General features: G+C 53.9%; 9 protein-coding genes and 1 other RNA gene. 3 read left to right on the forward strand and 7 right to left on the reverse strand.

Annotated elements, in window-relative coordinates; genetic code table 11:
- Positions 1 to 18: 18 nt before the first annotated feature.
- Positions 19 to 1,296, forward strand: coding sequence for a hypothetical protein (locus tag B9K09_RS04795; RefSeq protein ID WP_087518985.1), 1,278 nt, complete (start codon positions 19 to 21; stop codon positions 1,294 to 1,296).
- The gene (locus tag B9K09_RS04800; protein WP_087515754.1) at positions 1,296 to 2,291 is read left to right on the forward strand and encodes a tyrosine-type recombinase/integrase; all 996 of its coding nucleotides are present in this window, start codon (positions 1,296 to 1,298) and stop codon (positions 2,289 to 2,291) included. The genes B9K09_RS04795 and B9K09_RS04800 overlap by 1 nt, the downstream gene beginning before the upstream one ends.
- Before the next feature lie 4 nt (positions 2,292 to 2,295).
- On the opposite strand, the gene B9K09_RS04805 is transcribed toward B9K09_RS04800, so the two are convergent.
- Together B9K09_RS04805 and ssrA are read right to left on the reverse strand one after the other, a co-directional pair.
- Complete coding sequence (locus B9K09_RS04805; protein WP_087515755.1) at positions 2,296 to 2,919, reverse strand: hypothetical protein; 624 nt, start codon at positions 2,917 to 2,919, stop codon at positions 2,296 to 2,298.
- A gap of 168 nt (positions 2,920 to 3,087) precedes the next feature.
- Positions 3,088 to 3,474: a transfer-messenger RNA gene (gene ssrA / locus B9K09_RS04810) on the reverse strand.
- Positions 3,475 to 3,623: 149 nt separating this feature from the next.
- On the opposite strand from ssrA, the gene B9K09_RS04815 reads away from it, so the two are divergent.
- Positions 3,624 to 6,545, forward strand: a complete 2,922-nt coding sequence (locus B9K09_RS04815) for an ATP-binding protein (RefSeq protein WP_087515756.1) — start codon at positions 3,624 to 3,626, stop codon at positions 6,543 to 6,545.
- Between the two features lie 110 nt (positions 6,546 to 6,655).
- On the opposite strand, the gene B9K09_RS04820 is transcribed toward B9K09_RS04815, so the two are convergent.
- The 5 genes from B9K09_RS04820 to B9K09_RS04840 form a co-directional block, all read right to left on the reverse strand.
- Positions 6,656 to 7,069, reverse strand: a complete 414-nt coding sequence (locus tag B9K09_RS04820; RefSeq protein ID WP_087515757.1) for an HPF/RaiA family ribosome-associated protein — start codon at positions 7,067 to 7,069, stop codon at positions 6,656 to 6,658.
- Positions 7,070 to 7,358: 289 nt separating this feature from the next.
- The gene (locus B9K09_RS04825; RefSeq protein WP_087515758.1) at positions 7,359 to 7,634 is read right to left on the reverse strand and encodes a hypothetical protein; all 276 of its coding nucleotides are present in this window, start codon (positions 7,632 to 7,634) and stop codon (positions 7,359 to 7,361) included.
- Between the two features lie 229 nt (positions 7,635 to 7,863).
- The gene (locus B9K09_RS04830) at positions 7,864 to 10,674 is read right to left on the reverse strand and encodes an FAD-binding and (Fe-S)-binding domain-containing protein (RefSeq protein ID WP_087515759.1); all 2,811 of its coding nucleotides are present in this window, start codon (positions 10,672 to 10,674) and stop codon (positions 7,864 to 7,866) included.
- Between the two features lie 100 nt (positions 10,675 to 10,774).
- Positions 10,775 to 11,920 carry an FMN-dependent L-lactate dehydrogenase LldD gene (gene lldD, locus B9K09_RS04835; RefSeq protein WP_087515760.1) on the reverse strand — a complete coding sequence of 382 codons (1,146 nt, stop codon included), beginning with the start codon at positions 11,918 to 11,920 and terminating at the stop codon, positions 10,775 to 10,777.
- A 149-nt stretch (positions 11,921 to 12,069) separates the two neighbouring features.
- Complete coding sequence (locus B9K09_RS04840) at positions 12,070 to 13,767, reverse strand: L-lactate permease (RefSeq protein ID WP_087515761.1); 1,698 nt, start codon at positions 13,765 to 13,767, stop codon at positions 12,070 to 12,072.
- Between the last annotated feature and the right edge of the window lie 133 nt (positions 13,768 to 13,900).

Consider the following 13,900-nt stretch of genomic DNA (forward strand, 5'->3'; position numbering starts at 1 on the left):
ATGCTGGAGAAACGCAAATTGAAACCACAAGATCAAATCAGGTTGAACAACGACGGTTACGAGTCTGCAACCGGTAGGCTGTTTGCTGACCGTGGAAACGGTCGAATCACAGACCTTTCAAAAGTCCGTTTGCTTCGTTGTGGTGTGGATACGGTTCGCCAGTTGTATCGGGGGCTGATCCGTCCGCACATCATGGCGCTGTTTGAGGTGCCGGGATCAATTGTCGATTTCGCTGGGCAACGTTGGCACTCGGGACGGGTAGGGCGTGACTCTGGCTATCAGTACAAGCTGCAAAACGCTGACCTTGGCCTGATTTTGCTGATCAAGAACTTCAATGCCAAGCTTGAAAGCGCTGGGCCTCACTTGAAAATTGAGGTTTCACCGCACGCAATCGACAACCTGTCACCTGAACGTCTGCAAGCACGCTTGGACTACTACGCCGAGCACATTCTGAGTAACGTTGAAATCAATCAGTGCGCCGTCCATTTGGCCTTAGACCTTCAAGGCTGGACACCTCCAACCGATTTGGTTGCCCGCATGCACTGCCGTGCCCGGACTCACCGTGATATCTCGGGCATCAATGAAATCAACTGGGCCACTAAGTCCAGTGTGTATGGACGTGGCGAAACGTCGATGTTTGGCTCAGCTAACGGTGTTCAGTTGTGTATCTACAACAAAACCGAACAAGCCCGAGCTACTGACAAGCTCGACTATTGGGAAAGCGTTTGGAAGCGTCGTGACAGCTTCGACGATAACGACCCGGACAACTACGACCCAAACCAAGACGTATGGCGCATCGAGCTGCGTTACCACCACTCAATAATCCAGCAATTCGCCAGCGGCTCTGTCGATCTGCAAAGCGGCTCAGTTATCGACACCAGTAGCTTTGCGGCGTTCTCTGGCCACTTAGACGGGCTTTGGCGCTATGGGTTGAGCCAATTCAAATTGCTATGCCGTCCGGGCTATTTCGAGCCGTTCTGGACGCTCATTCGTGAGGACGTAAAAGTGGATATTGAAGCCGATTCGCTACTCGATGACACCGAGTACAAGCGTTACTACAAGACCTCCCGTGGCTTTTCGGGTAAGAACGTTGAGCTTTTCTTGGGAAACTTCGTAAGCCTACTGGCAAGGGAGCAGGTGGGCGCAAAAAAGGCGTTTGATCGTCTGAAAGAATGGGAATGCTGGCCGGTAATACGCGATCACTACGCGGCCAAGGGTATGAGCGAACGGGATCTGTATAAGCACATCAAGGCGTTACTTGAGGAACGTCATGTTCGTTGGGGTAGGGCGGTTTAATGGCGATTGATCAACAGCCAGATGGTCGCTGGAAAGTCGATATAGAGCCAGTCAAGGGCAAGCGCTTTCGCAAGACCTTCAAGACCAAAGGCGAGGCTCAACGGTTCGTCTCGTACTGCAGGGCTAAGGTTGTCGAAACGCCGGTTTGGAACCCTCGTCCCACTGATGCTCGGCGTCTTACTGGGCTTATTGACGCTTGGTTTGAGCTGCACGGGCACTCATTGCGCGATGGTCAACGTCGCAAGGCCAAACTCGATCTGGTGGCTAAGCGCTTTCGCAACCCATTGGCAGCTAAGTTAGATCCGCAGGTCTACGCCAACGACCGACGCAAGCGGCTCGCTCAAGGCGTATCACCCAAGACGCTGAACAATGAACTTGGCTATCTGCGCTCTGTGTACAACGAATTGTCTAGGCTGGGAGTTATCACCTATGCAAACCCACTCGCCCAGGTCAAACCGCTGCAGATCCAAGAGCGTGAGCTTTCATGGCTGACCTCTGAGCAAATAACCGAGTTGCTGCAGGCAATTAGCAGTGGTTGTGATAATCCGCATGTCGAGATCATCACACTGATCTGCTTGGCTACAGGTGCTCGATGGTCTGAGGCTGAGAAACTCAAGTCTACTGGGCTGCGTAACGGGGTGATTACATTCAGCGGAACCAAGAGCGGTAAGGTTCGCTCTGTGCCTATCACCAAAGAGCTAGAAGCCAAGATCGTCCGTCATTGGAAGCAACACGGACAACCTAACTCGTCCATCACTTCGTTTCGGCGTGCTTTGGCCAGAACTTCAATCAAGCTCCCGAAAGGGCAGGCCGCCCACTCCCTGCGGCACACCTTCGCCAGCCACTTCATCCAGAACGGCGGAAATATCCTGACCCTGCAGAAGATCCTTGGTCACTCCAGCTTGGCTATGACCATGCGCTATGCACACCTTGCGCCGGATCATCTGCAGGATGCTGTGCTACTCGGTCCGCTTATTTTGCGAGAGGATTATTGATTTGTTACGTTGCATCACTGGGCGAAGGGGGGCTTGAGCTTCTTGCTTTATGAATTACAAAGGTTGCGACGTATGTTGCCATCATCAGGAGCGTGCCAGCTATGAGGATGAGAGCTAACCCCAAAGGTGTAAATAGAAATTTAGTAATGGCATCCAATTTCGGCTTTTCTGGATTTAGAGTCGTATCGGAACTTCTGGCGCGCATTCGTACCTGCATATCAACCTTCATTGCTCCATAAGCTTTACGCTCTATGTTTTCAGCGACTCTACTTTTTGGAGTCTCCACGAATGTTTCTTTGTAAAGTGCCATCGCGTCTTCACAGTAGTAGTTCGTGTTGGCGTCATTGGCCTTTTCTGCGCTTATGCAGAGGTCAAGGTAGTCTAATACCTTCCAGTCCCAGTTATACGTTCTGGCTTCATTCACCTTCATACGGAAGGCGTCTGAGCTGTCGGAATATATTTTGACCTGGCTAAAGGTATATAGATTAAGGCTTCCCAGCGTAATGACGCCTACGGCTGCTAGTAGTAAAAGCCTACTCCACATCCAATTGGACGCTTTTATGACTAGAGTGATAATCAGCGTTCCTACGTATTTTGCTTCCTCGATCCTGTCTTTAATCCCGCTCACTATCTCACCCTGATAAATCGCTTAAGGAATGCCCTTAGCGTTTAGAGTTCGAATAGTAGCAATGTAGTGGCACTCTCTCAATGTCGACACTTTTTCGACACCTAACACCCAGAAAGCAAAAAGCCCCTGAAAATCACTAGGAAATTCAAGGGCTTATCGTGTTGCAAATGGTGGAGCCGGGGGGATTTGAACCCCCGTCCGCCAGTTCTCCGCTGTCGGTTCTACATGCTTAGCCGTGTCTATTAAGTTAACCCTTGGCCGCCCGACGGGCAGGGTGCTTTGGGCGAGTTGTGTAAGTTTTAGCCACTTCGTCCACAACGTACTACGCGGCGATTCTGTTCTATATGACAATCATTTCGGGTTTACAGACATCCCCTAATGATTGCTGGAGCCGAAGCTACCAGAAGTGCGACTAGGCTGCTTACGCAGCTAGTTGAGCACCGTAATTGTCATCATTGGCAATTATAAAGTTTGCAACAGTGGATTTACGAGTTCTGTTACCCACTCGGCATGCCCCTCGAGTTTCGCTACCGGCGTCGAATCCTAATCGGCCCCGAAACTGTGGTGCGTCTTTACGACCCCTCTAGTGTACGACAAAGCGCCTGTGTGCGTCGACCGCCAATACTTCGATTGCTGAGTCGCCCTGCCTGATGCATGTATGATGGCGGTTGCTAGACATTGGGTCTTCGGGAAGAGGCAAGTGTATGTCATCACGGGTATCGCCATATCCATTGCGCCAGTGGATATGGCGGGCATTTGTACAGAGCTCGCTGATTCCGCTGGTGCTGGTCGAGTGCGTGCTAATTGCTGTTTACATGCTAAGCAATTCGGCCATACGAGAAGCTCAAGTGGGCTACCTGCGCGACAGTGCGCTTAGCCAGTTGTCGACTTCCGTTGACCGCGAGCGGCAGGTTATCGAAAGCCGGCTACGAGGCGTGCAGGTTCAGGTTGAGCTATTGCGTGATGCTGCTCAGCAAGCGCTGTTGGATAAGGACTTCAAACCTGATGAAGTCGAGCGAAACCGTTACAGAACCAGCCCGGAAGGGATTTACTATTCAGAACCAGACCTTGGCCGCGCTTCATCCTTCTATTCGAATCTGACCCCACTGCAGCAGCAGGATCATGACAAGGTCCTGCGTTTATCTCAGATTGACCCGCTTCTGCGCTCCATTCACGCTGCGAATTCGACCGTGGCAGCGGCGTATTTCAATACGTGGGACAGCTACAACCGGATTTACCCCTCTATCGATTCACTTGCGGTCTACCCGCGTGACTTCGACATGACCAAGTTCAGTTTCTACTACAAGGCTGATGCCGCGCATAACCCTGAGCGCAAAACGGTCTGGACCGATATTTATCTCGATCCTGCGGGCCAAGGCTGGGTGATGTCGGCTATTGCACCGGTGTACCGGGGTGATTTTTTGGAGGGTGTGGTTGGGCTCGATGTCACGGTCAGTGAGTTGATTCAAGAAATCAGCGATTTGATTGTGCCCTGGGAGGGGTACTCCGTGTTGGTCGGTCCTGGAAACATCATCATGGCGCTGCCTAAAGCTGGTGAGCAAGACTTCGGTTTAGCAGAGCTTACCGAGGCCTCGTACAGCGGAGCGGTAAGCGCTGAAGTCTTGAAGCCCAAACGCTTTAGCTTGGCTGGGCGCGAAGACATGCAGCCACTGTTGGCCGCTATTACGCAAGGCAATGGCGCAGTAACCGAGACCAACCTAAACGGCCGTAAGCAGTTAGTGGCATGGAGCGAGGTTAAACAGACTGGCTGGAAACTGCTGCTGGTTGTTGATGAGGTCAATATCTTCCGCGAGGCCAATCGCATTGCCAGCCATTACCTGAGTATTGGCTATCTGATGATCGTGGGCTTATTGCTGTTCTACCTACTGTTTTTCGGCTGGATGTGGCTGCGGTCCAAACGTTTGAGTGCTTTGTTGCTCACGCCGATTGACTCTATTGTGGGGATGCTCCGGCAACTGGGAAGCGGGCAATACGAGTTGCAAGCGGTACGCAGTGAGATCCATGAGCTGGAGTCAATTTCAACTGCGGTGCTGCAGACCGCAGAGCAGTTGCAGGCGAGTGAACTCAAGCGGCAGGAAGCGCAAGGCATCTTGCAGCTGGTGCTTGAAAGTACGACCGAGAGTTTGTGGGAAGTGGACCATCATTTGTTGACGATTCGTATCAGTGAGCGGTTTCGCACGCGCTTTGGGCTACCTGAAAATGTCATCTCTTTCACGGATTTCAATCAGCGTATGCACCCTAATGACGTAGAGCGTATACGCCATTTGCGTGAGCAATTTTCACACAGTGATCAAGAGCGCTTCGAAGCCGAGTACCGTTATGCAGACGCTGCCGGTAACTACGTCTGGTTGCTGAGTCGCGGCAAGGTTTTGCAGCGTGATGATGATGGCTATGCAGTTCGTATTGCGGGGACGCATGTTGATATTACCCGCCTGAAACTTGCCCAGGAGGAGCTGCGCAGCGCCACATTGGAGGCTCAATCTGCAAGTCAGGCCAAGAGTCGTTTCCTGTCGAGTATGAGCCATGAGCTGCGTACGCCACTCAATGCGATTCAAGGGTTTGCCCAGCTAATTGAGCTCGAGACGCAGGATAAAAACGACCGCCAGCAAGAGGCTGATTATGCGCAGGAGATTGTCAACGCCAGCCGTCACCTGACCTCATTGGTTGATGACATTCTTGACCTGTCGAGCATTGAAAGCCGCACCCAGCAATTGCACATGGAATCGGTCGAACTTTCTGGCCTGCTGCACGGCTGCGCGGAATTACTGCTGCCGGAAGCGCAACGTCGTGAGCTTAATATCGACGTTGAAATTGGCAAGGATGTTTCGTTGTATGTTCACGCTGACGCTAGGCGCGTTCGTCAGGTGTTACTCAACTTTTTGTCGAATGCGATCAAGTACAACTCGCCAAAAGGCACCGTCAAGCTTGGTTACGAGTTGCGCTCTGACTCAGTAAGGTTATGGGTGAGTGATAATGGTGATGGACTCAGTGAGGAGCAGATCAGGCAACTGTTTGAACCCTTCCAGCGGCTTGGTCGTGAGAGCTCGAACATCCCAGGTACTGGCATAGGTTTGGTGCTTTGCCGCGAGCTGGCTAATTTGATGGGGGGCGAAATCGGGGTGGATAGCGAGGAAGGGAAGGGCAGTTGTTTCTGGATCGACCTACAGAGCGCGGGCCAACCAGATTTAACTCACCAGCACAGCTTACTCGCGCTGCAAACGCCGACAGTGCTATGCGTTGACAGCAGTCTGGTTAGCCTGGAGCTGGCTACAGAAGTGTTGCAAGACTTAGCTGATGTGCGCGGGGTTAATACTGCGCAGCAAGCGTTGGCCGCGCTTGATGAAGAGGTGCCAAGTCTGTTGCTGTTAGACCTTGATTTACCGACCGCGACTGAGGGGCTAGTTCTATTACGCCAGATCCATGGCAACCCTGCGCTCACTGGACTCCCAGTGATTGTCATCAGCGCGAAATCTGATGAGCGGGTATTTGCAGAGGCACGCGGCCTTGGTGCTCAAGCTTGCATGACCAAGCCGATAGCGCTCAAAACGCTGCGCCGCCTGCTGTTGTCATCGCTGGATGTCACCAGTCAGGTCGCACGGCCGTAAGCCTGTGTCGCTAGGGGAAGTCTATTAAAAAGGGTGGAAGCGCTTATGCGGTTCCACCCTTTCAGGATCGTTTTAGCACTGATGATCAATGCCTAAGACATCGCTATTGCTTAGCTGTGCAGAGCTTGATCGTTCTCCAGAAACTCTTCCTGAAGCAGGGCATCTGTATTGCCTGAGGTTTCCTCAGTGGCCAGTGCATTGGCGCCTGCGCGTTTGTTTCGCAGTTTGCCGAACATGTGTTCAAGCGCGTGGTTGAGCTTGGTGGCCGCGCCTTCAACGGCTTGATCCAGAGAGCTTGCCTTGTGAGAGACCGAAACCGGTTGATGGCCTTTGGGCCGGGCTTCCATCTGACAACGCATGTCATCCGGGCCGGGCTTGTCGCCGTTTTCATCGCTGAGGTGAACTTCAACGCGAGTAAGGTGCTCGTCATAGTGCGCGAGTGCGCCTTCAACGGTACTGCGGACCCAATCCTCCAGTCGGCTAGTGCTATCGATGTGGTTATCGCTATTGACTTGGATTTTCATAGTTTCCCCTTACTTAGGCGTTCTCACATGAGAGTGATCCACCTTATTCGGGTGACGCAGCGGTGTCTATTCTTCCCGGACATCTCGATACATTAAAAGTCACCAGCGCAGGGTCGAGAAGCTTTTTACAGTGGGAAAATTACAGATGGGAACCGCTGAACATCCGACGATAGCTGCAAGCTATCGAGTGTCAGATTGTTTGCGGTTGAGTATTAGGCTGCGGCTGAATACTCGAACGATGCAGGCAGCCATTCAGGAGTGAGCCTGAATGGCTGTCATATGGCCGTGATTAGCCTGCGTCGGTGTTGGTGTCGCCGCTTGGGCCTTTAAGCATCTGCAGCGCTTGTTCTGCATGGCTGCCACACTCTTCCAGATTGCCAGCCGCTTTGGCTTCTTTGGCCGCTTTCACGTGCTCTTCAACCTGCTCTTTTAGCGGTGAGCCAAGCGTGGTGGTGATGGCGGAGTTGTCAGCGAGCTTTTGCAGATTTACGTCACATAGATCATCAGCGGCGAAGACAGGTGCTGTCAGGGCGGCTGCGATAACGAAAGCTGAAATACGTTTCATAATAGTCATCCTTTTCAATGGTAGGTCTCGCGAGCTAACTCATTATTTCGAGTTGCGTCTGCGGTTTCTAACAAGCCATTTTTTTAAACGCTCATAGAAAATGACATGGCGAACCGATCGAAAGTTCAGATTCGTTCAATGCTGTAACTGCGTCGCGCTGACTGGAGAATGGCTAGATAAACCACGCACGCGGCCTGTCGTGCCTTGTGCGGTTTTTTTGCCAGCAGCTTTAAATAGAACGGGGACGCGAAACGCGATCAAGCAAATAAACCAGGCTGTGATAATCAATGCCGGCATGCTGGCTCAGGCCAATCTCACAGGTGCGACTGGTCGAGATACCTTCATCACAGATCTGTACCGCGTCTTTCAAGCTGCGCAATGCATGAGTGTTTAGTTCTGGGGTAGTAAAACCCTTGTCACCAGCAAAACCACAGCAATGAATACCTTCCGGAATCAACACTTGGGTCGAGCAGCGTCTGGCAATGTCGATCAAACCTTGAGCCTCGCCCAGGTGCTGAGTGCTGCAGGTGACATGCAAGGCGATGGGTTTGCTTTGCGGGGTTATCTCCAGGCGATCGAGTAAATGCTCGCGGATGAATTTAACCGGATCATTTACATTGAGCCGCGGGTCGATGCCGTCTTGAATCAGGCGCAACGTGCAAGGGCTGGTGTCGCAGTAAATTGGATCAAGCCCACCACGGCTGGCTTTGAGTAATGCATCGACTAACTCTGTACGCTTACGTTCAGCTTGCTCTGCGTAGCCTTTGGAGGCGAATGGCTGACCGCAGCAGAGGCTTTCCCGAGCTTCGGGGAAAACAACCTGATACCCGGCTTTTTCCAGCAGGCTACGGGTCTTGTCGATCAGCGGCACTTGTTCACTGTCGCTGAATGACGTGCCCATCGCCCGTGATACGCAGGCGGCCAGATAAACCACGCGGGGGCGTGCGTCATTTGTTGGAGGGTGTACGCGTATGGGCCGCACAGCCTGCGGCATGGCAGGCGTCCACTGTGGGATGCGTTGTTTGGATACACGGCTCAAGCTGGCGGAGAGGCTTTGCAGGCGTGGCGCGCCGAGAAATTTGCGCACGCCATTGGCCAGTGTCAGCGTCGCTCGCGCGCCATTTACAGCCGTTTCAAAGTTATCGGCTAGCCAGTTAGCGCTGCGGGTATGCGTTGCCTCTTTGGCGCGCAACTTACGTACTAAATCACCGGTGTTGATACCAACAGGGCAGCGTTGTGCGCACAGACCGGTGGCCGCACAGGTGTCGATACCTTGGTAATGGTAATCGCGCTCCAGCGCCGTGGTGTCAATGCCTGCGCGTTGTTTGGCCTGAATGTCACGCCAAATAACGATGCGCTGGCGTGGGCTCAAGGTCAGGCCTTTTGAAGGGCAAACCGGCTCGCAGAACCCACACTCGATGCACTTGTCGATTATTTCGTCGGCAGCTGGCAGTGGCTTCAGGTTCTTCAGATGAATCTGCGGGTCTTCGCTTAATACGACATCCGGGTTGAGGATGCCTTGCGGGTCAAGCAGGTGTTTGATCTGCCACATCAATTGATGTGCGTCGCGGCCCCACTCTAATTCAACAAAGGGCGCCATATTGCGTCCGGTTCCGTGTTCTGCCTTGAGCGAGCCGCCGAACTCCACCGCCACCAATTGAGCAACGTCTTGCATAAAGGCTTCATAACGGGCGACTTGTTCGGGCAAGTCAAAGCCTTGGGTAAAGACGAAGTGCAGGTTGCCTTCGAGTGCGTGGCCAAAAATAATGGCTTCGGAATAAGCGTGTTTGTCGAACAGTTCAAGCAGCCGGTTGACCCCTTCGGCGAGTTGCTCAACCGGGAAGGTGACGTCTTCGATGATCACTGTGGTGCCCGTCTCACGGACGGCGCCTACTGCTGGGAAGGTGTCTTTGCGGATCTTCCACAGTTGGTTGTAAACCAATGGGTCGCTGCTGAAATCGACCTGTTTCTCGACCGGGAAATGGCTGATGGATGCGCTGATCTGGCTAAGCTGCTCGGCCAGCAAGCTGTAACCGGCGGCTCGCGCTTCAATCAATAATGCGCAGGCATTGGCCGACAACGCTTTGACCCACTCAGGCATGCCTTGTTGATTTTCGACCGAGCGTAAACTGCGTCGATCAAGAAGCTCGACGGCGGAGACCGGTTGGCTTTTCAGTACGGTGACGGCGCGACAGCAGGTCTCGACATCCGGGAATACAATCAAGGCGCTGGCTTTGTGCGGATGATCCGGCACCGTGTTGTACGTGACTGCGCTGATAAACCCCAGCGTACCTTCGGAACCGACCATCAAGTGGCTGAGGATATCCAGCGGTTGATCGAAATCGACCAAGGCGTTGAGTGATAAGCCGGTGGTGTTTTTCAGCCGATACTTGTGGCGAATCTTCGCTGCCAACTCAGTATTGGCGCGGGTCTGCTGGCCCAGCTCTTTGAGCTGTGCAAGCAGCTCGGCATGGCTTTTCTCGAAGTTGGCAACGCTGGTGCTGTCTTCACTGTCGAGGATGCTGCCGTCAGCCAGTACCAAGCGAATACCGGCGAGTGTCTGGTAACTGTTTTGGGCGGTTCCGCAGCACATGCCGCTGGCATTGTTGGCGACGATGCCGCCGATTTTGCAGGCATTGATTGAAGCGGGATCTGGGCCGATTTTGCGTTGAAACGGTGCCAGAACCAGATTGGCCTGTGCGCCGATGACCCCGGGTTGCAGGCGAATCTGCGCCCCTTGCTGGCGCACCTCGCGAGCGTTCCAGTTGTCACCTAATACGATCAATACCGAGTCGCTCAGCGCCTGACCAGAAAGACTGGTGCCCGCCGCGCGGAATGTCACCGCGACCTGATGTGCGCCAGCAAACTTCAATAGATTGACGACTTCTGCTTCTGACTCGACGCGCACCACCAGCTTTGGGATCAGGCGATAGAAGCTGGCATCTGTGCCAAATGCCAGCGTCGATATCGGGTCATCAAACAGGCGCTCGCGTGGAATCAGGCGTTTAACTTCAGTCAGGAATGCAGCAGGCAGGCTCATACGAGCTCCGTGAATCATCGGTGGTTGAGCGGTATTCAAGCGTTAGCAATGAGGCTACGTTCAACCGCATTGCTCCGCTTTTTTAAGTTTTATCCAGGGCTTAGCGGCCTAGTTCGCGCACCAGTGACTCTGCGCTGATCTCGCTGATTGATTTAGCGCCAGTCAGCACCATTGCCACGCGCATTTCTTTCTCGATCAGGTCGAGTAAATTGCGCACGCCAGCCTCACCGGCTACCGACAGTGCATACAAGAATGCACGGCCGAGCATTACGCAGTCAGCGCCGAGTGCGACCATGCGCACCACATCGAGGCCAGTACGAATGCCTGAGTCCGCGAGGATTTTAAGATCGCCTTTAACTGCATCAGCAATGGCTGGCAATGCACGGGCGCTGGACAACACGCCATCGAGCTGACGACCGCCGTGGTTGGATACGACGATGCCGTCGGCGCCAAATTTGACTGCATCTTTAGCGTCTTCTGGATCGAGAATGCCCTTGATGATCATCGGGCCGTCCCAGTAGTCGCGAATCCACTCCAGGTCTTTCCATGAAATCGACGGGTCGAAGTTATTCGCCAGCCAGCCGATGTAGTCAGCCAGCCCGGTTGGATTGCCGCGATAAGTAGAAATATTGCCCAGGTCATGCGGGCGGCCCAGCAAGCCTACATCCAAAGCCCAGGATGGGTGAGTCACGGCTTGCAGCATGCGCCGCGCCGCCGCATTCGGGCCGCTCATGCCGGAGTGCGCATCACGGTAGCGGGCGCCCGGTGTTGGCATATCAACGGTGAACACCAGTGTGGTAACGCCCGCCGCCTTGGCGCGTTCAAGCGCGTTTTTCATAAAGCCGCGGTCTTTTAAGACGTACAGCTGGAACCACATCGGGCGATTGATCGCTGGGGCAACTTCTTCGATCGGGCACACCGACACAGTCGAAAGTGTAAACGGAATGCCTTTTGAGTCTGCTGCACGCGCGGCCTGAACTTCACCGCGACGCGCGAACATGCCACATAAACCAATGGGTGCGATTGCCACGGGCATCGACAAGGTTTCGTTGAACAGTTGGGTTTCCAGGCTGAGCTCGGACATATTGCGCAGCACGCGCTGGCGCAGGGCAATGTCAGCCAAGTCAGCAACGTTACGGCGTAGGGTGTGCTCGGCGTAAGCTCCGCCGTCTGCGTAATGAAACAAAAATGGAGGCAGTTTGCGTTGGGCTGCGGCGCGGTAATCAGTTGAGGCAGAGATAATCATCAATAAAGCACCCTGTGATGTTGATTATGAGGATCTTGCCAGGCGGGCGCTGTCCTCGACTTTGCGTGCACAGAGCTGCGCGCGCTTTCTATACATAACGTCTCTAGCGACAACATACCCAGAGGGCTGGGCATGTTGTATTGAAGCGCTTACTGCGCGGCCAGCAATGGATCGCTGATACCCAGACCATACACGGCAATCATGGCAATGATGCCGGTGAATAGCACGTAGTACAGCGTAGGCCAGATGGTTTTGCGCAGCGTATTGCCTTCACGGCCGAGCAGGCCGACGGTAGCCGATGCGGCAACGACGTTGTGGATGGCCACCATGTTACCGGCTGCCGCGCCAATGGCCTGGGCCGCAACAATCAGTGCGCTGGATAAACCAAGGCTCGTGGCAACCCCAAACTGGAACTGGCTGAACATCATATTGCTGACGGTGTTGGAGCCCGCAATAAATGCACCCAACGCGCCGATACTTGGCGCTAGCAGTGGGTAAATACCGCCAACGCTATCCGCAACCCAGCGCGCCATGACAATCGGCATGCTGCCCAAGTCGGCACCATTAACCCCAGAGTTGATGAGGATACGCACCATCGGCACGGTGAAGAGCAAGACAAAACCCGCGCTGAGCAATACCGAGCTGGATTCTTTTACAGCAGCAGTCAGCTCACGCGCTTTCATGCCGTGCAGGAAAAAGGTTGCCAGCACCACGGCGACCAGAATACCGCCGGGTAGGAAGAGCGGCTGGAAGTTAGCGCTGACCCCGGTTTCACCCAGCAAGTCAGGGAAGTTGATCACCACTGCTTTGAGTGCGTTGCCAACGTCCGGGAATACGCGGCTGATAACCAGCAACACGCCAACCAATACATAAGGCAGCCACGCACGTAGCGAGCTCATTGGTTTGTGGGCCAGTTCGTCAAGCTTCATTTCGACGGTGCCGATCCACTCGGCAGGCCAGTCTTTGGCCGGGGCAAAATCCCAAGCGGTTTTCGGTACCAGAAAACCCATGCGCGCCGCGCTGGTGACAATCGCCAAACCCGTGAGGCCACCAATCAGTGATGGGAACTCAGGGCCAAGGAATACACCGGTCAAGGCGTAAGGAATGGTGAAGGCCAGGCCCGCGAAAAGCGCAAATGGCAACACTTCCAGACCGGCTTTCCAGCTTTTCTCCTGACCAAAGAAACGGGTCAGCATCATCGCCATGAACAGTGGCATCACCGTGCCGACAATGGCGTGAATGATCGCCACTTCGCTGGTGATCAGTTGCAGGAACTGCGCCCATGACGAACCGTGTTCCAGTAGTTGCGCACCAATCGCATGGCTGTCGAGGCCGGTGCTAACACCGACGATAATCGGCGTACCGACGGCGCCGAACGATACCGGCGTACTTTGCACCAGCATGCCCATCAACACAGCAGCCATGGCCGGGAAGCCAATTGCCACGAGCAATGGTGCGGCAATAGCCGCTGGAGTGCCGAAACCTGACGCGCCCTCGATAAAGCACCCGAACAGCCAGGCAATAATGATCGCCTGAATGCGGCGGTCTGGACTAATGGTGGCAAACCCTGCGCGAATCGCGGTAATGCCGCCGGAATGCTTGAGTGTATTCAGCAGCAAGATCGCGCCGAAGATAATCCACAGCAGGCCAAGGGTAATCAGCAGGCCTTGCAGGGTTGAAGCCAGAATACGGGTGAAGCTCATGTCCCAGGCCAGCAAGCCAACCGCAGCGGTCAGTAAATAAACCAAAGGCATGGCCCGTTTGGCCGGCCAGCGCAGACCAATCAACAAAACGGCAGCGAGCAATATAGGCGAGAAAGCGAGTAAAGCGAGTACACCGGAATTCATCTGAAATCTCCGTTCAGTAGCGCGTAGGTGCGACGTGTGAGGTGCGAACGAAGGTGGCTGTTTAGTGCAGCAAACATGACGAACCTCAAAATTATTGTTATTAAGTGGCGCATTAATTGGTAAGACCAATTTA

This window comes from Pseudomonas sp. M30-35 (assembly GCF_002163625.1).
Lineage (GTDB): Bacteria > Pseudomonadota > Gammaproteobacteria > Pseudomonadales > Pseudomonadaceae > Aquipseudomonas.